Raw genomic sequence first — 22,403 nt, 5'->3', positions numbered from 1 at the left:
AATTTCTATGGCACGCATTATTGTTGTTACTTCGGGTAAAGGAGGCGTTGGCAAGACCACCTCCAGCGCGGCCATCGCTACTGGTTTGGCCCAGAAGGGAAAGAAAACCATCGTTATCGACTTCGATATCGGTCTGCGTAACCTCGACCTCATCATGGGATGTGAGCGTCGCGTCGTGTATGACTTCGTGAACGTCATTCAGGGCGATGCCACGCTTAACCAGGCGATGATCAAAGACAAGCGCACCGAGAACCTCTACATTCTCCCGGCTTCTCAGACGCGTGACAAAGACGCCCTGACCCGTGAAGGCGTGGAAAAGGTGCTCGACGATCTGAAAAAAATGGATTTCGACTTCATTGTCTGCGACTCCCCTGCCGGCATCGAAACAGGTGCCCTGATGGCGCTCTACTTCGCGGATGAAGCGATCATCACCACCAACCCTGAAGTTTCATCCGTGCGTGACTCAGACCGCATTCTGGGCATCCTCGCCTCTAAATCCCGTCGTGCGGAAAATGGCGAAGACCCGATTAAAGAACACCTGCTGCTCACCCGCTACAATCCGGGCCGCGTGAACAAAGGTGACATGCTGAGCATGGAAGACGTGCTGGAGATCCTGCGCATTAAGCTGGTGGGCGTTATCCCGGAAGATCAGTCCGTGTTACGCGCCTCTAACCAGGGCGAGCCAGTGATCCTTGATACAATGGCAGATGCAGGTAAAGCTTACGCCGATACCGTTGACCGTCTGCTGGGAGAAGAACGTCCTTTCCGCTTCATTGAAGAAGAGAAGAAAGGTTTCCTCAAACGCCTGTTCGGAGGATAAGTTATGGCATTACTGGACTTTTTTCTCTCGCGGAAAAAGAACACCGCCAACATCGCAAAAGAACGTCTGCAAATTATCGTTGCGGAGCGTCGCCGTAGCGACGCCGAGCCTCACTACCTGCCGCAGCTGCGCAAGGACATCCTGGAAGTGATCTGTAAGTATGTGCAGATTGACCCGGAGATGGTCACGGTGCAGCTGGAACAAAAAGACGGGGATATTTCGATTCTGGAGCTGAACGTTACGCTCCCGGAAGCGGAAGAGTCGCGTCCGTAGGTTTGTGTTTTCGTCGCCCCGGTAAGCGCAGCGCCACCGGGGAAATATGCCGGGTATATCGCCCGGCATATTTTTTTATCGCGGATAACCTTCCAGCAGCGTATTCAGGCGATCGGCCATCAATTCCCCGCGCCATCCCGCCATCATCTCCGGCACGCCACTCTGCGGCTTCAGCTTCCAGTGCCAGTTCAGCAGCTGGTTAATCTGACGACGTGAGGCGAGCAGTTCCGCACTCAGCTTGCTTTCCGTTGCAACTGCCTGCACCAACGCTTTGATATCCTTAAACGCTTTGCGATAGCCCGGCATGTCCATCAGGTTCAGCAGCGGTTCCGGCAGCGCATCTTCCGGCAGCTCCTGCGCTTTGGCGACCAGCGCCAGCAGGGTTTTACCGTGGAAGCGGATCTCGCTGCCCGAAAGGCCAATACTGTCCAGCTCGCCCAGGCTGCCCGGCATATAGCGCGCGACTGCCCAGAGATGCTCTTCGCGAACCACAAAGTTAACGGCCAGATCGCGCTCGCGCGCTTTACGCAAGCGCCAGTCTGCCAGCAGCTGCAGGCATGCCAGCTGACGCGTACGCAGCTGCCAGGCGTTGCTGATATCGCGCCAGGCCTCTTTCGGGTCAACCACTTCCTGACGACGCTGCTGGGTCATACGGCATTCGTCCAGCGCAGCAGCGAGCCAGCCGGAGGCTTCTGCCTCTTTCATCAGCTGTCCGGCAATCGGCAGCAGGTAAAACACGTCTGCCGCCGCGTATTCCAGCTGACGCTCGGTAAGGGGGCGCGCCAGCCAGTCGGTACGGGATTCGCTTTTATCCAGCGTCAGACCCGTATACTCCTCCACCATGGCGGCAAAGCCCCATGAGAGCGGTCGACCGCTGAACGCCGCGAGGATCTGCGTATCAATCAGCGGCTGGGGCATGATGCCAAAGGTGTTCAGAAAGACTTCCAGATCTTCACTGCCTGCGTGCAGGTATTTCGTCACGGCGGTATCGAGCAGCAGGTCACGCATCGGCGTCCAGTCGGTAATGCCGAGAGGGTCAATCAGCGACACGTGTTTACCGTCGTACATCTGAATCAAACCCAGCTGCGGATAATAGGTCCGGGTACGAACAAACTCGGTATCCAGGGCAATGGCAGGAAAGTCGCGCGTCACTTCGCACAGCGAAGCCAGCTCGTCGTTGGTCGTGATCATCTGGTAATTCAAAACGGGTTCTCTTTTGTTTGCGCCCATAAAAAACGCCGGCTTAACCGGCGTCTGGGCGATTAGCGTGAAGCTCAGGCCTTATTGTCTACTTTGCCACGGGCTTCGTCACGTAATTCTCGTCGTAATATCTTCCCGACGTTGGATTTTGGCAGCTCGTCGCGGAATTCCACCAGCTTCGGCACTTTATAGCCCGTCAGCTGACGACGACAAAACGTTACCAGCGCTTCCTCCGTCAGGGAAGGATCTTTTTTGACCACAAATATCTTCACCGCTTCACCGCTGCTGCCGGAAGGGACGCCGACAGCCGCCACTTCAAGTACGCCGCTGTGCTGCATAACCACGTCTTCGATCTCATTCGGATAGACGTTGAAGCCGGAGACCAGGATCATGTCTTTCTTGCGATCGACGATGCGCAGGAAGCCCTCGTCATCCATTACCGCAATATCACCGGTGTGCAGCCAGCCGTCTTTGATGATTTCGTCGGTCGCATCGGGACGCTGCCAGTAACCCAGCATCACCTGCGGACCTCTGACGCAAAGCTCACCCGGCTCGCCCGGCGCGACTTCGTTATCGTTATCATCGACCAGTTTGGCCTCTGTCGAAGGAACCGGCAGACCAATGCTTCCACTGTGATAGTCGATATCGTGTGGGTTCACGCTGACCAGCGGAGCACATTCCGTCAGCCCATAGCCTTCCAGCAAATACTGGCCGGTGAGCTTCACCCAGCGCTCGGCGACCGCCTGCTGAACCGGCATGCCGCCGCCCGCAGAGAGGTGCAGCGTGGAGAAATCCAGCTGCTGGAACTCTTTGTTATTAAGCAGCGCGTTAAACAGGGTATTAACCCCGGTCATGGCGGTGAACGGATATTTCGCCAGCTCTTTCACCAGGCCCGGGATATCGCGCGGGTTGGTGATGAGGATGTTCTGACCACCCAGTTCAATAAACAGCAGGCAGTTCATGGTCAGCGCAAAGATGTGATACAGCGGAAGCGCGGTGATCACCACCTCTTTGCCCGGATGCAGCAGCGGCCCGTAGGTGGCGTTCACCTGTTCAAGGTTTGCCAGCATATTGCGGTGGGTAAGCATGGCCCCTTTGGCGACGCCGGTAGTCCCGCCCGTGTATTGCAGAAACGCAAGATCTTCCGCGACCACTTCGGGTTTAACATACTGCATACGGTAGCCCGCATGCAGCGCGCGGCGGAAGGAGATGGCGTCCGGCAGGTGGTATTTTGGCACCAGGCGCTTGACGTATTTGACGACAAAGTTAACCAGCGTGCCTTTGGCGGTGGAGAGCTGATCCCCCATGCGCGTCAGGATGACGTGTTTAACCTGGGTTTTGTCGACCACTTTTTCCAGCGTATGGGCGAAGTTGGACACAATGACAATCGCGGCCGCGCCGCTGTCGTTCAGCTGATGCTCCAGCTCGCGCGGGGTGTACAGGGGGTTGACGTTGACGACAATCATCCCGGCTCGCAGGATACCGAACAGCGCCACCGGGTATTGCAGCAGGTTCGGCATCATCAGCGCGACGCGGTCCCCTTTTTGCAGCCCCAGCCCTTCCTGCAGATACGCCGCAAACGCGCGGCTACGCTCCTCAAGCTTACGGAACGTCATGACCTCGCCCATATTCACGAATGCGGGCTGGTCCGCGTAGCGCCTTACCGAGTGCTCAAATAATTCCACCAGGGATTGATAACGGTCAGGATTGATCTCAGCAGGAACATCTGCGGGATAACGGTTAAGCCAAACCTTCTTCAATGCATCACCTCTGAAATGAGTGTTCGTCGTCATCACAACCCCGATAATAAACAGTTTGTTAACATTATATTAACTCAGCGTACCAGTTTATTAATTGTTCACATTTAAGGTTGCGAAGCGCGTCACTCTTTTTTTTCGTTTTATCCGTAAAAAAACAGAGACAGCGGCTGAGCCGCTGTCTCTTTTCTAACAATAACAGTAAGTTACTCAGTAACGATCGTCTGAACCTGTGCAGGGCCCGGGTTATACCAGCCCCAGCCCGGGTAGCCGTAACGATAAGGATGTGGACCCCACATCCACGGATCCATCGGCTGAGGCGGCATGATCACCTGCTGTGCCAGCCGCCAGCGTTTATACCCGTTGACCTGCATGGTCATAAATTTATACGGCGTGCTGCCGATTTTGCCCTGCACGGCGCCGGTAATCGGCCCGACGACGGTCACCAGCTGCCCGCGAAAATCGACCGGATCGAGGAAACCGCTGACGTCCGCATAGATACGCCCGCGGGAGGCCTCACCCAGTACCGGCCGCGCGCCGCTGTCCAGCGGAACGGTCGCGATCTCCAGACGGGTTTTCCCCTGCTGGTTTTGTACGTCGATGACCTTACCGCCAAAGCGCGCTTCCTGGCCGACGTAAAGCTCAGGCGCATTCATCACTCGCACCAGATCCTGCTGTGGCGTCGGGCTGCTGCCCTTAATCGCATCAGGAACGGAAACGCATCCGCTCAGTGCTATGGCAACCGCGCCTGCCATAATAAGGCGTACTACTTTAGTCTGAACCGCCATGATGCGACTCCTTTTTCTCAGTTCCTGTTACTGAGATTCACTCGCGGCCCGGAAGTTTCTTCCACGCGACGGTGTTTCGCAAATAAACCGGCTCCGCGTGTTCAACGGCAACGGTTTTTCCTGCTGCGAGCAGCTGACAGGCAATCGGAAGCATATCTTCCGCAGCCGGCAGCAGCATGTTGCCGTCCACCAGCGTCACCCCGGTGTCGTTTGCCATGTCAGGCCACGCCTGCCAGCCGGTGCCGACGGTTGCCCACTCACCGGAGAGCTGCTGCAGTCGTTCAGTGACCGCTTCCGGCTTGAGCACGGCTTCCGTCTCTTCGCCGTACCACACGCCCTGCTCGTCGCGGGTGTATTCGGCCCAGTAAACTTCGCCCATGCGGGCATCAATCGCGGTCAGCACGCGCGTTGCACCGGTCATGCGCCATGCGCCCTGCGCCATCGTGGCAAGGGTAGAGACGCCGATCATCGGCAGTTCGGCGCCCAGCGCCAGCCCCTGCGCAATGCCGATCCCGATACGTACGCCCGTAAAGCTGCCGGGGCCGCGGCCAAAGGCCAGCGCATCGAGGTCGGTTAAGGAGGTGTTGCCCTGGGTTAAAATGGCTTTTACCAGGGGCAGAATGCGTTGGGTGTGTTCCCGTGGGCACTCTTCGAAATGAGCAGAAACAGCACCGTCGTTCAACAGAGCGACAGAGCAAGCCTCTGTCGCGGTATCAATAGCCAGAATTCGCATCAGTCGTCGCGCTCTCGCAAGGGTCAGTCACAAAATGGCGCGCATCTTAGCATACTCCGGGGTAAATTACTCCGCCGTTGGGTTTGCCAGGAAGCGCACCGCGCGTTTTATGTCCCGCGTCCGCGGCGCGGGCGGCAGGCTGGCAAGGAAGGTCGCCCCGTAAGGGCGCATCACCAGCCGGTTATCGCAAATGACCAGCACGCCGCGATCGGTGACGTCGCGGATTAATCGCCCTACCCCCTGCTTGAGGGTTATCACCGCGTCCGGGAGCTGTACCTCGTCAAACGGATCGCCCCCGCGCAGACGGCAGTCTTCCATGCGCGCCTTCAGCAGCGGATCGTCCGGAGAGGTAAACGGCAGCTTATCAATGATCACCAGCGAGAGCGTATCTCCCCGCACGTCCACCCCTTCCCAGAAGCTGCTGGTTGCTACCAGCAGGGCATTTCCGGCGCTGACAAACTGCTGTAACAGCTGGCCTTTGCTGGTTTCTCCCTGCAGCAGCACCGGCAGCGTCATGGTGGCGCGGAACTGCTCGGCGAGATCGCGCATCATGGCGTGAGAGGTGCAGAGCATAAAGCAGCGGCCGTTGTTGGCCTCGATCATCGGTTTTAACATCGCGGCCAGATGGCGCGCCGCACCCGGCTGGTTCGGCAGCGGCAGATTACGGGGAACGCAGAGCAGCGCCTGTTTTTCGTAATCGAACGGGCTCGGCAGGAGCAGCGATTCTGCATCCTCAATGCCGAGACGTTCCGTGAAGTGATGCAGATCGTCATTCACCGACAGGGTTGCCGAGGTGAAGATCCAGCTTCCCGGTTTTTGCGCCATCACCTCTTTAAATTTATCCGCCACCGTCAGCGGCGTGAGCGCCAGCGTGAAGTGCCGCGAAGTGCACTCATACCAGTAGCTGAACCCCGGCTGGTTAATCTCTTTCAGCCGTTTGAGCCGCCCGCGATAGAGCGTGGCGCGTTCGAAGGCCGCATCCAGCAGCGCGGAGCGACCGAGGGACAGTTTTGCCACGTCGTAGCAGAGTTCGAGGGCATCATCGAGCAGCAGCAGCGCGCGCTGGATGTTTTTGTCCGCCAGAAGCTCGCGCAGGTTACCGCGATAGCCCGGCTCGCCGAGCTGTAAGCGGAAATCCTGCGCGCTTTGCGCCAGACGGTCAGCGCACTTCTGCAGCTGCTGGGTATCTTTGAGTTCGGTCCGGTAAGCGATGGTGAAATCTTTCGCCAGATCCTGCAGCTGGCGGCTGGAAAGCGACTGGCCGAAGTACTGGCTGGCGATGTCCGGAAGCTGATGGGCTTCGTCGAAGATCATCACGTCCGCCTCCGGGATCAGCTCGCCGAAACCGCTGTCCTTGACGACCATATCCGCGAGGAACAGATGGTGGTTCACCACCACCACATCCGCGTCCATCGCCGTTTTGCGCGCTTTCACCACAAAGCAGTCTTTATACAGCGGGCAGTCGCTGCCGAGGCAGTTGTCGTTGGTGCTGGTCACCAGCGGCCAGGCAGGCGAGTCTTCCGGCACGCTCGCGCAGGTGCTGATATCACCCTCTTCGGTCTGGTTCGCCCAGGCGCGAAGGATAATAACGTCGCTGAGGGTTTGCACCGGCAGGTCGCCGCCCGCCAGCGCCTGCTGCTCAAGACGTTCCAGGCAGAGATAGTTAGAGCGCCCCTTCAGCAGGGCCAGACGCCCCTTATATTTCAGCGCTTTCGCCACCGTGGGCAAATCGCGGCTGTAGAGCTGATCCTGCAGCGCCTTCGAACCGGTGGAAATAATCACCTTCTTCTTCGCGCGCAGCGCCGGAGCAAGGTAAGCATACGTTTTACCCGTGCCGGTTCCGGCTTCGACCACCAGCGGCTGAGCCTTATCGATGGCGCGTGCAACGGCGTGCGCCATCTGGCGCTGAGGCTCACGGGGCTTGAAGCCGGGAATAGCCTGCGCTAATTGACCTTCAGGGGAAAAATCGTCTGCCACGGTGCTCTCTCACTGTATTTTTGCACAGGGATTATGTCAGCCCATCCTCTCCTGTGCCACCCCAAATAGTGACGACAGGAGAACAATATGGCAGTCTTGCCGCCTGACGACGAAAAATAACGAGGAAACGTTTATGACAATTGTGCGCATTGATGCCGAAGCCCGCTGGTCTGATGTGGTGATCCATAATCAGACGCTCTACTACACCGGCGTACCGGCTAACCTGGACGCGGATGCGTTCGAGCAGACGGCTAACACCCTGGCGCAGATTGACGCGGTGCTGGAAAAACAGGGCAGCGACAAATCCCGCATTCTGGATGCAACGATTTTCCTGGCAAACAAAGAGGATTTCGCGGCGATGAACAAAGCCTGGGATGCATGGGTAGTGGCGGGTCACGCGCCTGTACGCTGTACCGTACAGGCCACGCTGATGAAGCCGGAATATAAGGTAGAGATTAAGATTATCGCGGCGGTGTAGGCCCGATTACTCTTCTGGATCTTCATCTTCATCTTCGAAACGCGCCACGATCCGCTCGCCGGAATGACTGGCGCGAATCTCCTCTGCGACAACGGTAATCGCCTGTCCGCTGCTCATCCCCTGGGACATCAGTTCCTGAATTCGCTCAACCGCTTTCTGCTGCTGTTCATGGCTCAGAGAAGGTAAACCTGCAAACATCGTCAACTCCTGCTAAATTATTCGCGCTAATTATTTCACGCTGCCCGGTAGTATGCCACACATGAACATGCGCTTCCCCACTGTTATTACCTTGCCCTGGCGTGCAGACGCCGCTGAATTCTGGTTTGCCCGCCTGAGCCATCTTCCGTTTGCGATGCTGCTGCATTCCGGCCATGCGGACCATCCCTATAGCCGCTTCGACATTCTGGTGGCCGATCCGCTAAAGACGCTGACAACCGATGACCTGTCGTTAACGGACGATCCGCTGGTACAGCTTCAGCACGCCATTAACGCGCTGGGCTTATCTGCCGCGCCGAACCCGGACCTCCCTTTTCAGGGGGGCGCGCTGGGCCTGTTTGGTTACGATCTGGGTCGCCGTTTCGAAACGCTGCCGGAGCATGCGCAGGCTGATATTCCCCTGCCCGACATGGCCGTGGGGCTGTATGACTGGGCGTTAATAGTCGATCACCAGAAAAAAACGGTTTCCCTGTTGAGCCATCATGACGTGCAGGCGCGTCTGGCGTGGCTTGAGGCGCAACAGCCTGCACCGGCACAGACGTTTACGTTGACCTCAGGCTGGCGCTCAAATATGAGCGCAGCGGAGTACGCCGAAAAATTCGCGCGCGTTCAGGCGTATCTGCAAAGCGGTGACTGCTATCAGGTTAACCTCGCCCAGCGCTTCCAGGCGACATACCGTGGAGATGAGTGGCAGGCGTTTACCCGTCTTAACGCCAGCAACAAGGCGCCGTTCAGCGCGTTTGTCCGTCTGGAACAGGGGGCCATCCTCAGCCTGTCACCCGAGCGCTTTATTCATCTGGCCGAGGGCACGATTCAAACCCGTCCGATTAAAGGCACTCTGCCGCGTCTTGCCGATCCCGACGCCGATCGCCAGCAGGCGGAAAAACTCGCCGCCTCTCCGAAAGACCGCGCCGAGAACCTGATGATTGTCGATCTGATGCGTAACGACATTGGCCGCGTCGCCGAACCGGGCAGCGTGCGCGTGCCGGAACTGTTTGTCGTCGAGCCTTTCCCGGCGGTGCATCATCTGGTCAGTACCATTACCGCGCGTCTACCCGCCTCTCGCACCGCCTGCGATCTGCTCCGCGCCGCGTTTCCGGGCGGCTCCATCACCGGCGCGCCGAAAGTGCGGGCAATGGAGATCATTGATGAGCTGGAGCCGCACCGCCGCAACGCCTGGTGCGGCAGCATCGGCTATATCAGCCTGTGCGGCACCATGGATACCAGCATTACCATTCGCACGCTGACGGCCTGCGACGGAAATCTTTACTGTTCGGCCGGGGGCGGCATTGTTGCCGATAGCCAGGTCGATGCGGAATATCAGGAAACCTTTGATAAAGTTAACCGTATCCTGAAACAACTGGAGTAATCACGGGTGGAAAAAGAGAACCTGACGCTGGACGATTTTTTATCTCGCTTTCAGCTATTACGACCGCAGGTCAACCGCGAAGCGCTGAACCAGCGTCAGGCGGCCGTGCTGATCCCGGTCGTGCGTCGCGCGCAGCCGGGCCTGCTGCTCACCCAGCGTTCTCCCCATTTACGTAAGCACGCGGGTCAGGTCGCCTTTCCGGGTGGCGCAGTTGACAGCTCCGACGCCTCGCTGATTGCCGCCGCGCTGCGGGAAGCGCAGGAAGAGGTTGCCATTCCGCCGGAGGCTGTGGAGGTCATCGGCGTGCTGCCGCCCGTCGACAGCGTCACCGGTTTTCAGGTCACGCCGGTGGTGGGCATTATCCCGCCTGGCCTGCAGTATCACGCCAGCGTCGATGAAGTGTCCGCGGTGTTTGAAATGCCGCTCGAAGAGGCGCTTCGGCTAAGCCGTTATCATCCGCTGGATATCCATCGTCGCGGGCATGACCATCGGGTCTGGTTGTCCTGGTATCAGCATTATTTTGTCTGGGGCATGACGGCGGGCATCATTCGTGAACTGGCGCTGCAGATCGGCCTGAAACCTTGACTATACTTTACATTCCACCCTTTTTCGCAGGTTTGCGATCCGCGTCGCGCTATTAGCAAAACCCATCGTTAACCATTAGTTTAATTCATGTGAATAGTTAAGCCGAGGTCGGTGTTCCCTCTTACACTATGCGCAGTTATAACATCGTTACTGGAACCCCGGTAACCCTGTCAGGAGTGTGAAAGTGATTAGTATATTCGACATGTTCAAAGTGGGAATTGGCCCTTCGTCTTCCCATACTGTTGGCCCGATGAAGGCCGGTAAACAGTTCGTCGATGATCTGGTCGAAAAAGGATTACTGGAAAGCGTTACCCGTGTCGCCGTGGATGTTTACGGCTCGCTGTCATTAACGGGTAAAGGCCACCACACCGATATCGCCATTATTATGGGTCTGGCAGGCAATATGCCGGATACCGTTGATATTGATGCCATCCCGGCATTCATCCGCGACGTGGAAACACGCGGCCGCCTGCTGCTGGCAAACGGCCAGCAGGAAGTCGATTTCCCGCAGGATGACGGCATGCGTTTTCGCAGCGACAACCTGCCGCTGCACGAAAACGGCATGACCATTCACGCTTACAGCGGTGAAAAAGAGATTTACAGCAAAACGTACTACTCCATCGGCGGTGGCTTCATCGTGGATGAAGAGCATTTTGGCAAAGACAGCGTCGGCGACGTCAGCGTACCGTACCCGTTCAAATCGGCTACCGAGATGCTGGGCTACTGCAAAGAGACCGGTCTTTCACTGTCCGGCATGGTGATGCAGAACGAACTGGCCCTGCACAGCAAAAAAGAGATTGAAGACTATTTTGCGAACGTCTGGCAAACCATGCGCGCCTGTATCGACCGCGGGATGAACACCGAAGGCGTTCTGCCGGGTCCACTGCGCGTACCGCGTCGTGCCTCTGCCCTGCGCCGTATGCTGGTGACCACGGACAAGTTCTCCAACGACCCGATGAACGTGGTCGACTGGGTAAACATGTTTGCCCTGGCGGTTAACGAAGAGAACGCCGCCGGTGGCCGCGTCGTGACGGCGCCAACCAACGGTGCGTGCGGTATCGTTCCGGCAGTACTGGCCTACTACGATCACTTTATTGAGCCCGTGACGCCGGACATCTATATCCGCTATTTCCTGGCGGCAGGTGCCATTGGTGCGCTGTACAAAATGAACGCCTCCATCTCCGGTGCGGAGGTGGGCTGTCAGGGTGAAGTGGGCGTTGCCTGCTCCATGGCGGCGGCCGGTCTGGCAGAGCTGCTGGGCGCAAGCCCTGAGCAGGTCTGCGTGGCGGCGGAAATCGGTATGGAACATAACCTCGGTCTGACCTGTGACCCGGTCGCGGGCCAGGTTCAGGTGCCGTGCATCGAGCGTAACGCGATTGCCTCGGTGAAAGCCATCAACGCCTCACGGATGGCGATGCGCCGTACCAGCGAACCTCGCGTATCGCTGGATAAGGTGATTGAAACCATGTACGAAACCGGAAAGGACATGAACGCGAAATACCGCGAGACGTCCCGCGGTGGCCTGGCCATTAAGGTGCAGTGCGACTAATACTGCCTTTCGCCCATCTGCAACGGATGGGCGAATTTCCCTCTTCTTTCTCGTCTCCTTCTGCTTTCCCCACTACACTTTTACTGTTGCGTCCGGCTTTTGTGGCTGGTGGCTTATCAGGCGACCGTTCATGCAAACTGCACAAACGATCATTAAAAACTATCGCCGAAAACGCGCTATCGTCTGTGTGACGGTTGCGCTCCTCACGCTCATCCTGACGTTAGGCATTCGCTTTATTTCACAGCGCAATGTTAACCAACAGCGGATCCTCGATTTTACAAGCCACACCGTTCGCGCCCTTGATAACGTCCTGCTTTCTTTAGAGAACCGCCGCAGCGTGCTGCAGCCCCTGGTGGGGCAGCCCTGCCCGCAGGCGCACCTGGCGCTGCGAAAGCAGGCCGCCATTTTGCAGACGGTACGCTCCATCGCCCTGATTAACGACGGAATCCTGTACTGCTCGAGTATTTTCGGGAGCCGCAATGTGCCCGTTCGCGACTTCCTGAAAGAATTACCCGCCAGCACGGCGAAGCTGATTTTATCGAGCGACCAGTGGCTGCTTAAGGGTAGCCCGATATTGATCCAGTGGTATCCCGTCTCTCAGGACGGTGAAGCTGGCGTTATCGAAATCATCAATATCGATCTGATTGCCAAAATGATCCTTGAGCCCCAGCGCCCGCTTATTAATGACGTGGCGCTAACCGTAGGCGATCGCTTTCTGCGCTATGGACAACGCGTCAGCGACAGCCTGACGTTTGATGAGGAGGGCTCTCTTTTCCGGCAATCGTCAACCCGAAACCCTTTCACCATTACGGTCAGCGGGCCAGGGCCTGGAGAATTAGCCTTAAAAAGCCTGCCAGCCCAGCTGCCGCTGGGACTCATGCTCAGCCTGCTGCTGGGCTATCTCGCCTGGCTGGCAACGGCAAACCGGATGAGCTTTACGTGGGAGATCGATATGGGCATTGCGGCGCGGGAATTTGAGCTTTTCTGCCAGCCGCTGGTGAATGCCCGTACCCAGGCGTGCACCGGCGTGGAGATCCTGCTGCGCTGGAATAACCCCCGTCAGGGTTGGATCACCCCGGAGGTGTTTATCCCCCTGGCAGAAGAACATAACCAGATTGTCCCCCTGACCCGCTACGTCATCGCCGAAACGGTGCGCCAGATAGGCTACTTCCCTTCCAGCGCCGGTTTTCACATCGCTATTAACGTCGCCGCCAGCCATTTCCGTCACGCGGTGTTGATACAGGACCTGAACCGCCTCTGGTTCAGCGCCTGTCCGCGCCAGCAGCTGGTGATTGAACTCACGGAACGGGATGCGCTGCTGGATGCGGATTATCGCATCGTGCGCGAACTGCATCGCAAAGGGGTGAAGCTGGCCATCGACGATTTTGGTACCGGGAACAGCTCCCTCTCCTGGCTTGAAAAGCTTCACCCGGACGTGCTGAAAATCGACCAGTCGTTTACCACCGCCATCGGCACCGACGCCGTGAACTCGACGGTGACGGATATGATTATTGCGCTGGGACAGCGGCTGAATATTGAACTGGTGGCTGAAGGGGTCGAGACGGAGGAGCAGGCGCGCTATTTGCGCCGCCATGGCGTACCTGTCCTGCAGGGGTTTTTCTATGCGCGGCCCATGCCGCTACGGGATTTTCCGAAGTGGCTGGCGGGAGGCGCGCCCCCGCCAGCGCATCATAACGGGCACATCGTGCCCTTAATGCCGCTGCGCTAAGCCGGCTTACTCATCTTCGTCGTGGGCTGATTGTTCTTTAACAATGCGAACCATATCAACGCGATAGTCGTTGGCTTCAACGATCGTAATGTGCAGCGGTGCCAGCTCGATAACATCTCCGACGCGCGGGATTTGCCCATTAACCGCGATAACCAGACCGGCAACGGTCGCGATGTCTTCTTCATCGTTGATGACGTTTTCCAGGCCCAGCGTGTGCGAGAGCGCGTGCAGGTCGGTGGTACCTTTAACCAGCCAGCCTTCACCGTCGGCAACGATCTCTGGCGTTTCGTCGGCATCCGGGAATTCACCGGCAATCGCTTCCAGCACGTCCAGCGGCGTGACCAGCCCCTGCACCACGCCAAACTCGTTGGTGACGATAACAAAGCTACCGCGCGCGCGGCGCAACACCCCGAGCAGGTTGATCGGATCCAGCGTTTCCGGCACGACAATCGCAGGCGACGCCGCAGCAACGGCTTCCACATTGACGCCCTCTTCCAGGGCCACCAGCATCTCTTTCGCCCGCACCACGCCGATGATCTCATCCAGCTCACCGCGGCACACCGGGAACAGGCTGTGCGGAGAAGAGAGCAGCTGCTGGCGAATTTCATCGACGCTCAGGTTTGCATCGACCCAGCTGATCTCCCCGCGCGGCGTCATGATGCCGCGCAGCGAACGGGAGGCCAGGGATAGCACGCCGTTAATCATGTAGCGCTCTTGTTCCACAAACGCCCCTTCCGGGACCGGAACCGGGTTATGGTTTTCGGAATCAGACTGGACGTTCACCTGACGACGACCGCCCATCAGGCGCAGAATCGCGTCTGCGGTACGGGCGCGCAGCGGCTGATTCGACTGCTGCTTAATAAAGTTACGGCGCGCAATCTGGTTGAACAGCTCGATCAGAATCGAGAAGCCAATCGCGGCGTACAGGTAGCCTTTCGGAATATGGAAGCCAAAACCTTCCGCCACCAGGCTCAGACCAATCATCAGCAGGAAGCTCAGACACAGCACGACCACCGTTGGATGCTGGTTAACGAAGCGCGTCAGCGGCTTCGAGGCCAGCAGCATGACCGCCATCGCAATAACGACAGCCGCCATCATTACCGGCAGATGATTCACCATGCCGACCGCCGTGATCACCGCATCCAGCGAGAAGACCGCATCAAGCACCACGATCTGCAGCACCACCACCCAGAAGCTGGCATAGCCTTTACCGTGCCCGTCATCGTGCTGACGGTTTTCCAGCCGCTCGTGTAGCTCCGTCGTCGCTTTGAAAAGCAGGAATATCCCCCCGATCAACATGATTAAATCACGCCCGGAGAAGGTGTAGTCCATGATGGAGAATAGCGGTTTGGTCAGCGTGACCATCCAGGAGATGACGGAAAGCAGTCCCAGTCGCATAACCAGCGCCAGCGAGAGACCAATCAGACGCGCTTTATCACGCTGTTTTGGCGGCAGTTTGTCCGCAAGGATGGCGATAAACACCAGGTTATCAATGCCGAGAACAATCTCCAGCACCACCAGCGTGAGCAATCCCACCCAGATTGACGGGTCCATTAAGAATTCCATGACAAGCTCCTGCTAAAGGAATGACGAAACGGTGCCCCACTCAACGTGGGCAAAACTGAGGCAAACAGAGTCGATACGTGGCGAGGATCGCCGGTGAATATGGCGCGAAATGGCCTGGCAGATGACTGACGTCGGTGACGGTCCATATAGTGGGCTGTAGCCCTATACTCCTGAACGATTAAACGGAGGCTAAACATATCAGAGACAATGTGTTTTTAGCAAAGATTTACGTTCCTTTGCAAAGTTCTGTAACACAGCGGCTTTACGCTACAGATAAATCTGTCACGCGTGGCTAAATTACGGATCTTCATCACATAAATTATTTTTTCACTATCTAAAATAATTCGCGGAAGTCTTAGTTTTTTTGAACTCTAACCCTTATCTGAATCGATTCGGTTCGCCAATACGATTCTCAGTACGGCTGCCTGGCAGGCGTATTAATGATAATAAAAGGAGGTAGCAAGTGACCATTGCTATTGTCATAGGCACACATGGTTGGGCTGCTGAGCAGCTACTCAAAACGGCAGAGATGCTGTTGGGCGAGCAGGAAAACGTCGGCTGGATCGATTTCGTTCCCGGTGAAAACGCCGAGACGCTGATAGAGAAGTACAACGCTCAACTCGCGAAGCTGGATACCAGCAAAGGCGTGCTGTTTCTCGTTGATACATGGGGCGGCAGCCCATTCAATGCCGCCAGCCGCATTGTCGTCGATAAAGAGCACTATGAAGTTGTCGCCGGGGTTAATATTCCCATGCTGGTGGAAACCTTCATGGCGCGCGACGACAATCCGGCGTTTGATGAGCTGGTGGCGCTGGCCGTTGAAACCGGTCGCGAAGGGGTAAAAGCCCTGAAGGCACAGCCGGTTGAAAAACCTGCCCCTGCGCCTGCAGCGGCACCAAAAGCGGCAGCACCGACAAAACCGATGGGCCCGAACGATTACATGGTCATCGGCCTGGCGCGTATTGATGACCGCTTAATCCACGGCCAGGTCGCGACGCGCTGGACCAAAGAGACCAACGTTCGACGCATTATCGTGGTCAGCGATGAAGTTGCCGCCGATACCGTACGTAAAACCCTTCTGACTCAGGTTGCTCCTCCTGGCGTTACCGCGCACGTCGTGGATGTCGCCAAGATGATCCGCGTTTACAACAACCCGAAATATGCGGGTGAACGCGTAATGCTCCTGTTCACTAACCCGACAGACGTTGAGCGCATTGTTGAAGGCGGCGTGAAAATCACCTCCGTGAACATCGGTGGTATGGCATTCCGTCAGGGCAAAACGCAGGTCAACAACGCCATTTCAGTCGATGCGAAAGATATCGAGGCATTCAACAAGCTGAATGCGCGCGGTATTGAACTGGAAGCCCGTAAGGTTTCTACGGATCAAAAACTGAAAATGATGGATTTGATCGGCAAAGTTGGGAAATAAGCCCGCGCCGGTTCTCATATAAAGTTTATGTAATAGGAGAAGTGCAATGGAGATTACCACTCTTCAGATTGTGCTGGTGTTCGTCGTCGCATGTATTGCGGGTATGGAATCCGTACTTGATGAATTTCAGTTCCACCGCCCTCTGGTGGCCTGTACGCTGATTGGGGCCGTTCTGGGTGACATGAAAACCGGTATCATCATCGGTGGTACCCTGGAAATGATCGCCCTGGGCTGGATGAACATCGGCGCGGCGGTTGCGCCCGATGCCGCGCTGGCCTCTATCATTTCGACCGTTCTGGTTATTGCTGGTCACCAGAGTATTGGTGCCGGTATCGCGCTGGCGATCCCGCTGGCTGCAGCTGGCCAGGTTCTGACCATCATCGTTCGTACTATCACCGTTGCCTTCCAGCACGCGGCGGATAAGGCGGCCGAAAACGGCAACCTCACGGCACTGTCGTGGATCCACGTTTCATCCCTGTTCCTGCAGGCGATGCGTATCGCGATCCCGGCGGTTATCGTGGCGATCTCTGTTGGTACCAGTGAAGTGCAGAGCATGCTGAACGCCATTCCAGAAGTGGTCACCGGCGGTCTGAACATCGCGGGCGGCATGATCGTGGTCGTCGGTTATGCGATGGTCATCAACATGATGCGCGCAGGCTATCTGATGCCGTTCTTCTACCTCGGCTTCGTGACCGCTGCCTTCACCAACTTCAACCTGGTTGCATTGGGTGTGATTGGTGCGGTAATGGCGATTCTCTACATCCAGCTCAGCCCGAAATATAACCGCGTCGCGGGTGCCCCAGCGCAGGCTGCTGGTAACAACGATCTCGATAACGAACTGGACTAGCAGGTGAGCGAAATGGTTGATATGACAAAAACTACCACCGAGAAAAAACTCACTCCGGGTGATATTCGTGGCGTGTTCATCCGTTCTAACCTGTTTCAGGGTTCATGGAACTTCGAACGTATGCAGGCGCTGGGCTTCTGCTTCTCCATGGTGCCGGCGATCAAACGCCTGTACCCGGAAAACAACGAAGCGCGCCGTCAGGCGATCAAGCGTCACCTGGAATTCTTTAACACCCATCCTTACGTAGCGGCTCCGGTTCTGGGCGTAACGCTGGCGATGGAAGAACAGCGTGCGAACGGCGCAGAGATTGACGACGGTGCCATCAACGGTATCAAAGTCGGCCTGATGGGCCCGCTGGCCGGCGTCGGTGACCCAATCTTCTGGGGTACCGTGCGTCCGGTCTTCGCGGCGCTGGGTGCCGGTATCGCGATGAGCGGCAGCCTGCTTGGCCCGCTGCTGTTCTTCATCCTGTTCAACGCCGTGCGCCTGCTGACCCGTTACTACGGCGTGGCCTACGGCTACCGTAAAGGGGTGGACATCGTTAAGGACATGGGCGGCGGCTTCCTGCAAAAACTGACTGAGGGGGCGTCAATCCTCGGCCTGTTTGTCATGGGGGCGCTGGTTAACAAGTGGACGCACGTGAACATCCCGCTGGTGGTATCGACCATCACCGGTCAGGATGGTCAGACCCGCGTCACCACCGTGCAGACGATTCTGGACCAGCTGATGCCTGGCCTGGTACCGCTGCTGTTGACCTTTGCCTGCATGTGGCTGCTGCGTAAGAAAGTGAACCCGCTGTGGATTATCGTTGGCTTCTTCGTCATCGGTATCGCGGGCTACGCTGTCGGCCTGCTGGGTCTGTAAGTTTCAATGCTATAGACCGGGGGCTTCCCCCCGGTTTTTTTATCTGGAGGATGAATGACTGTCACGGACATCGTACTGGTTTTATTTATTGCTGCCCTTCTGGCTTACGCGATCTATGACGAATTCATCATGCCCCGCCGTCACGGCGAGACGCTGCTCTCCCTTCCCCTTCTGCGACGCGGGCGCGTGGATGCGTTTATCTTCGCGGGTCTCATCGTTATTCTTATTTACAATAACGTCACTAGCCATGGTGCAATATTAACCACATGGTTATTATGTGCGCTGGCATTAATGGCGGTTTATCTGTTCTGGATCCGCACGCCGAAAATCATTTTTAAATCCCGCGGATTTTTCTTCGCCAATGTGTGGATAGAATATAACCGTATTAAAGAGATGAATTTATCCGAAGACGGTGTGCTGGTGATGCAATTAGAACAACGCCGCCTGCTTATTCGGGTGAAGAATATTGACGACCTGGAAAAGATATACAAGTTACTTGTTAAAACTCAATGAGTTAAATATATAGCACTGGCTATATTCTGTGTTTATCTTGCGCAAGAAATATAGCCAAAGCTATATCCCTTTCGTTAATTTGTGCTCTGTTTGTTAACGATATTTTCACGCTTAAAGACAAATGAAAATCGTTATCACCAAGCATTTTAAATAATGCCTCTTCGTTGTTGTTTTATATTCTCAAAATATGTTAAGGTTGCGCCCGTCGTTGGGGAGTAGCCGATTTCCTGCTCGCAGGAAATGTACGTGTCAACATACTCGTTGAAAAACGTGGCGCGTACGGATCGCTGACAGCACATCTTATGTGCAGCGCGATCAGGCGAGACCATAGATACATTAACTGCTGTTTACTGGGGGCAGTGATGTGTCATATGGATATCCCCGGTCTGGACCCTGTTATGAATATCTCCGCTACGATCCTCCTCGCTTTTGGCATGTCCATGGACGCTTTTGCGGCTTCCATCGGAAAAGGCGCCACGCTCCACAAACCTAAGTTCTCAGAAGCCCTGCGTACCGGCCTCATTTTTGGCGCTATCGAAACGCTGACGCCGCTTATCGGTTGGGGACTTGGCATGCTCGCCAGCCAGTTCGTGCTGGAGTGGAACCACTGGATTGCCTTCGTACTGCTGGTGTTTCTCGGTGGCCGAATGGTGATAGAAGGTTTTCGCGGCGGTGATGATGAAGACGAGGAACCGCAGCACCGCCACGGGTTCTGGCTGCTGGTCACCACGGCAATTGCCACCAGCCTTGATGCGATGGCCGTCGGCGTCGGTCTGGCATTCCTGCAGGTCAATATTATCGCCACCGCGCTGGCCATCGGCTGCGCAACGCTGATCATGTCCACGCTGGGCATGATGGTCGGACGGTTTATCGGCCCGCTGCTGGGTAAACGCGCCGAGATCCTGGGAGGAATTGTGCTGATTGGCATTGGTGCCCAGATCCTCTGGGCACACTTCGCCGGTTAATCTTCGCGCTGCCAGACGTGGATACTGAAATCCGTCTGGCAGTTAAATATTGATTGTAGAGCTAACGCTTCCCACACTTCCGGTTTTGCCCGCCACGCGAACGGCGTCATCTGCAGCAGCGCGGTTGCTTCTTCCCCTTTAAGCGTCATTTCATACGCCACGCTTTGCTCCTGCTTCAGGTTAAAACCGGCCAGCTGTTCAGAATGAGGGGCATGCAGTCGCACTTCGTCGTAGATCAGCCCTTTCAGCTCCATCAGATGACGCGGGCCCGGCGTCACGGTGACTACCCATCCGCCCGGTTTCACCACGCGAGCCAGCTCTTCCGCCTTGCAGGGCGCGTAAATGCGGATAACCGCATCCATGCTGGCATCGTCAAACGGCAGCCGGTGGCTGGATGCCACGCAGAACGTCACGTCCGCGTAACGCTTTGCCGCCGCGCGAATGGCCACTTTCGACACGTCCAGACCGAATGTCAAGGCGCCCTTCTCGCGTGCGATCCCGGCAAACCGTGCGGTGTAGTACCCTTCCCCGCAGCCGATATCGAGCATGGCGGTGGCTGAACCCGGCAGGATGTCATTCAGCATCTGCGCGACGGTCTCCCGCAGCGGCAGATAGTGCCCGGCATCCAGAAACGCACGACGCGCCTGCATCATCTCTGCACTGTCGCCTGGATCGCGGGAGCGCTTATGCTGCACCGGCAGAAGATTCACGTAGCCTTCTTTTGCCATATCAAACTGATGCCCCTGCGGACAGGTATAGCTTTTATCTGAATGCGTCATGGGGGCGTGGCAAAGGGGACAGCTGAAGGACATGGTGACTCCGGAGCATAATCAAAGGGCGAAGTGTACCGCTATTCGCCCTGGTTATAAACGCCCGGTTAACGCATAACGATAAGGTGGTCAGAACCCGCCGGTAACCCGTCAGGTTTTACATTCTCCAGACGCAGCACGTTACCCATAATCTCGCTGAAAACAGGCGCGGAAACGGCACCGCCGTAGTAGGCGCCATTTTGCGGATCGTTAATGACCACCACCAGGGCAAAGCGCGGATCGCTGGCGGGCGCAACGCCGGCCGTATACGCAACGTATTTATCAACGTACTTTCCGCTGTCGTCAATTTTCTTCGCCGTGCCGGTTTTCACCGCCACCCGGTAATCGCGAACGGCGGCCTTAACGCCCCCGCCGCCGGGCAGCGCAACGCTCTCCATCATGTGTTCCACCTCGTGTGCGATCTCTTCCGGCATGACCCGGTGCCCGATAACGGGTGGATCGATACGCGTAATCGAGAGAGGTCGCTCGAGCCCGAAGCCGCCGATCGTGGCGTAGACGTGCGCCAGTTGGAGCGGCGTCACCATCAGCCCGTAGCCGAAGGCAAAGGTCGCACGATCGAGTTGGCTCCAGTATTTACGATTTGGCAACAGCCCCGCGCTCTCGCCCGTTAAGCCAAGCCCCGTATTCGTGCCAAACCCAAAGTTTCGATAGGTATCAATAAGATGCTGGACAGGCATTGCCAAGGAGAGTCGGGATACGCCGGTGTCGCTCGATTTCTGCAGGATCCCGGTCATCGTCAGTTCAGGATAATAGCCCACGTCGCGGATACGATGCCCGTCAAGGGTATACGGGTGAGTGTCAATCACGCTGTCCGGCTGGACCAGGCCCTGCTGCAGGGCCGTCATCAGCACCAGCGGCTTGACCGTCGAACCGGGTTCGAACGTATCGCTGATCGCGCGATTACGAAAATCGTTTATCGTCGCGCCTTCCCGATTATTGGGGTTGAAATCCGGATAGCTCGCCATGGCGAGTATTTCCCCGGTTGGGATATTTATTAGCACCGATGCGCCAGACTCGGCCTTGTTCCAGGCCACAGCATTATCGAGTGCATCTTCGGTGATGGTTTGCAGCCGCTCGTCGATACTTAACTGGATGTTATGCGCCGGCGCGGGCGCCACTTCCGTCAGGTTTTCAACCACGCGACCGTAGCGGTCTTCCCTTACCTGCCGCACTCCGGCCTTGCCGGTCAGCTGCGCGTTAAAGCTTTTTTCCACACCTTCAATGCCCTGCCCGTCAATATTGGTGAAGCCAATCAGGTTCGCTGCCACATGGCCGGCAGGATAAAAACGGCGGGATTCATCGCGTAAATTGATACCGGGCAGATTCAGCTTATCGATCCACTTCGCCTGTGCGGGATCGACCTGACGGGCAAGATAAATAAAACGCCCCTGCGGGTTGGCGTTGATTCGCGCCGAAAGTGTGCCCAGGGAGAGATGCAGCGCGTTTGCCAACGCCTGCCAGCGTTCGTCAATGCCAACGCCCCCTTTTGCCAGCGCCGTTTTAGGATCGGCCCAGACGGCCCGGACGGGCACGCTCACCGCCAGGGGGCGACCTTCGCGATCCATTATCATGCCCCGCGGCGCATCAATCGCCAGCTGGCGGAGGGATCGCATATCTTCCTGCTTCACCAGATTGTCAGGCTTGATGATTTGCAGCCAGGCAACGCGGCCCAGCAAAAAAGCCAGACTACAAAAAATAGCTAAACAGAGCAGCACAAAACGCGCTGGCGTGAAATTGCCAGCGGTGGTTATCAATTTCTTCTTCACCTGAACCCCAGGACTGTTAAACAACGCCCTGATTTAACGGGAAAAGATGGGTTTAAGGTGGCAAAACAGTGCTACTAACCTCGCAGCTTTGCAACAAGTTACTAACAAGACCGCCAATGGTAATATTTTGAAAGATAAGGGACATAAAA

General features: G+C 56.7%; 22 protein-coding genes. 12 read left to right on the top strand and 10 right to left on the bottom strand.

Features of this window, described 5'->3' with window-relative positions; genetic code table 11:
- The first annotated feature begins 7 nt into the window (after nt 1–7).
- Together minD and minE are read left to right on the top strand one after the other, a co-directional pair.
- Nucleotides 8–820 (top strand): septum site-determining protein MinD, encoded by an 813-nt coding sequence (gene minD / locus AC1VYI_RS10740; RefSeq protein ID WP_023312187.1) that lies wholly within the window; start codon nt 8–10, stop codon nt 818–820.
- Nucleotides 821–823: 3 nt separating this feature from the next.
- Nucleotides 824–1,093, top strand: a complete 270-nt coding sequence (gene minE, locus AC1VYI_RS10735) for a cell division topological specificity factor MinE (RefSeq protein WP_008500504.1) — start codon at nt 824–826, stop codon at nt 1,091–1,093.
- 75 nt (nt 1,094–1,168) lie between these two features.
- Here the strand turns inward: minE and rnd are convergent, their stop codons facing one another.
- The 5 genes from rnd to yoaA all read right to left on the bottom strand — a co-directional run bounded on the left by rnd (nt 1,169) and on the right by yoaA (nt 7,548).
- Nucleotides 1,169–2,296, bottom strand: coding sequence for a ribonuclease D (gene rnd / locus AC1VYI_RS10730; protein WP_134866075.1), 1,128 nt, complete (start codon nt 2,294–2,296; stop codon nt 1,169–1,171).
- A gap of 71 nt (nt 2,297–2,367) precedes the next feature.
- Nucleotides 2,368–4,053: a long-chain-fatty-acid--CoA ligase FadD gene (gene fadD, locus AC1VYI_RS10725; RefSeq protein ID WP_023312189.1), complete on the bottom strand. Its 1,686-nt coding sequence runs from the start codon at nt 4,051–4,053 to the stop codon at nt 2,368–2,370.
- Nucleotides 4,054–4,256: 203 nt separating this feature from the next.
- The gene (locus AC1VYI_RS10720) at nt 4,257–4,838 is read right to left on the bottom strand and encodes a Slp family lipoprotein (protein ID WP_032658483.1); all 582 of its coding nucleotides are present in this window, start codon (nt 4,836–4,838) and stop codon (nt 4,257–4,259) included.
- Between the two features lie 37 nt (nt 4,839–4,875).
- A complete protein-coding gene (tsaB, locus tag AC1VYI_RS10715; RefSeq protein WP_134866074.1) occupies nt 4,876–5,571 on the bottom strand; it encodes a tRNA (adenosine(37)-N6)-threonylcarbamoyltransferase complex dimerization subunit type 1 TsaB in 696 nt (231 codons plus the stop codon).
- A 66-nt stretch (nt 5,572–5,637) separates the two neighbouring features.
- A complete protein-coding gene (gene yoaA, locus AC1VYI_RS10710) occupies nt 5,638–7,548 on the bottom strand; it encodes a DNA repair helicase YoaA (protein WP_039263631.1) in 1,911 nt (636 codons plus the stop codon).
- 133 nt (nt 7,549–7,681) lie between these two features.
- Between yoaA and AC1VYI_RS10705 the strand changes: the two genes are divergently transcribed.
- The gene (locus AC1VYI_RS10705) at nt 7,682–8,026 is read left to right on the top strand and encodes a RidA family protein (RefSeq protein WP_023312193.1); all 345 of its coding nucleotides are present in this window, start codon (nt 7,682–7,684) and stop codon (nt 8,024–8,026) included.
- Nucleotides 8,027–8,032: 6 nt separating this feature from the next.
- On the opposite strand, the gene AC1VYI_RS10700 is transcribed toward AC1VYI_RS10705, so the two are convergent.
- Complete coding sequence (locus AC1VYI_RS10700; RefSeq protein WP_033145823.1) at nt 8,033–8,224, bottom strand: YoaH family protein; 192 nt, start codon at nt 8,222–8,224, stop codon at nt 8,033–8,035.
- Between the two features lie 61 nt (nt 8,225–8,285).
- Here AC1VYI_RS10700 and pabB point away from each other — a divergent pair, with 61 nt between their 5' ends.
- The 4 genes from pabB to AC1VYI_RS10680 all read left to right on the top strand — a co-directional run bounded on the left by pabB (nt 8,286) and on the right by AC1VYI_RS10680 (nt 13,474).
- Nucleotides 8,286–9,611, top strand: a complete 1,326-nt coding sequence (pabB, locus tag AC1VYI_RS10695) for an aminodeoxychorismate synthase component 1 (RefSeq protein WP_134866073.1) — start codon at nt 8,286–8,288, stop codon at nt 9,609–9,611.
- A 6-nt stretch (nt 9,612–9,617) separates the two neighbouring features.
- On the top strand, nt 9,618–10,196 hold the full coding sequence (locus AC1VYI_RS10690; RefSeq protein WP_023312196.1) for a CoA pyrophosphatase: 579 nt from the start codon (nt 9,618–9,620) through the stop codon (nt 10,194–10,196).
- Nucleotides 10,197–10,380: 184 nt separating this feature from the next.
- Complete coding sequence (gene sdaA, locus AC1VYI_RS10685) at nt 10,381–11,745, top strand: L-serine ammonia-lyase (RefSeq protein WP_023312197.1); 1,365 nt, start codon at nt 10,381–10,383, stop codon at nt 11,743–11,745.
- 130 nt (nt 11,746–11,875) lie between these two features.
- Nucleotides 11,876–13,474, top strand: a complete 1,599-nt coding sequence (locus tag AC1VYI_RS10680; RefSeq protein ID WP_196349797.1) for an EAL domain-containing protein — start codon at nt 11,876–11,878, stop codon at nt 13,472–13,474.
- Between the two features lie 6 nt (nt 13,475–13,480).
- Here the strand turns inward: AC1VYI_RS10680 and yoaE are convergent, their stop codons facing one another.
- Together yoaE and AC1VYI_RS10670 are read right to left on the bottom strand one after the other, a co-directional pair.
- Nucleotides 13,481–15,040: a CNNM family cation transport protein YoaE gene (gene yoaE / locus AC1VYI_RS10675; protein ID WP_045404368.1), complete on the bottom strand. Its 1,560-nt coding sequence runs from the start codon at nt 15,038–15,040 to the stop codon at nt 13,481–13,483.
- Nucleotides 15,028–15,186 (bottom strand): protein YoaL, encoded by a 159-nt coding sequence (locus AC1VYI_RS10670; RefSeq protein ID WP_371287257.1) that lies wholly within the window; start codon nt 15,184–15,186, stop codon nt 15,028–15,030. Before AC1VYI_RS10670 ends, yoaE begins: the two co-directional genes overlap by 13 nt.
- Before the next feature lie 317 nt (nt 15,187–15,503).
- Here AC1VYI_RS10670 and manX point away from each other — a divergent pair, with 317 nt between their 5' ends.
- The 5 genes from manX (at nt 15,504) to mntP (ending at nt 19,658) form a co-directional block, all read left to right on the top strand.
- Nucleotides 15,504–16,469, top strand: a complete 966-nt coding sequence (gene manX, locus AC1VYI_RS10665) for a PTS mannose transporter subunit IIAB (protein ID WP_023312200.1) — start codon at nt 15,504–15,506, stop codon at nt 16,467–16,469.
- Between the two features lie 46 nt (nt 16,470–16,515).
- Nucleotides 16,516–17,316 carry a PTS mannose transporter subunit IIC gene (manY, locus tag AC1VYI_RS10660; RefSeq protein WP_008500490.1) on the top strand — a complete coding sequence of 267 codons (801 nt, stop codon included), beginning with the start codon at nt 16,516–16,518 and terminating at the stop codon, nt 17,314–17,316.
- A 12-nt stretch (nt 17,317–17,328) separates the two neighbouring features.
- Complete coding sequence (locus tag AC1VYI_RS10655; protein ID WP_006810994.1) at nt 17,329–18,180, top strand: PTS mannose transporter subunit IID; 852 nt, start codon at nt 17,329–17,331, stop codon at nt 18,178–18,180.
- A gap of 54 nt (nt 18,181–18,234) precedes the next feature.
- Nucleotides 18,235–18,693: a DUF986 family protein gene (locus tag AC1VYI_RS10650; protein ID WP_045404374.1), complete on the top strand. Its 459-nt coding sequence runs from the start codon at nt 18,235–18,237 to the stop codon at nt 18,691–18,693.
- Nucleotides 18,694–19,091: 398 nt separating this feature from the next.
- Nucleotides 19,092–19,658, top strand: coding sequence for a manganese efflux pump MntP (mntP, locus tag AC1VYI_RS10645; RefSeq protein WP_029741998.1), 567 nt, complete (start codon nt 19,092–19,094; stop codon nt 19,656–19,658).
- Here mntP and rlmA read toward each other — a convergent pair.
- Together rlmA and ftsI are read right to left on the bottom strand one after the other, a co-directional pair.
- The gene (gene rlmA, locus AC1VYI_RS10640; RefSeq protein ID WP_134866072.1) at nt 19,655–20,470 is read right to left on the bottom strand and encodes a 23S rRNA (guanine(745)-N(1))-methyltransferase; all 816 of its coding nucleotides are present in this window, start codon (nt 20,468–20,470) and stop codon (nt 19,655–19,657) included. The genes mntP and rlmA overlap by 4 nt on opposite strands.
- Before the next feature lie 65 nt (nt 20,471–20,535).
- Nucleotides 20,536–22,254, bottom strand: coding sequence for a peptidoglycan glycosyltransferase FtsI (gene ftsI / locus AC1VYI_RS10635; RefSeq protein ID WP_134866071.1), 1,719 nt, complete (start codon nt 22,252–22,254; stop codon nt 20,536–20,538).
- Nucleotides 22,255–22,403 lie beyond the last annotated feature (149 nt).

Source organism: Enterobacter sp. QK-SA4, from assembly GCF_056856775.1.
This window is presented reverse-complemented; position numbering and strand designations above follow the sequence as displayed.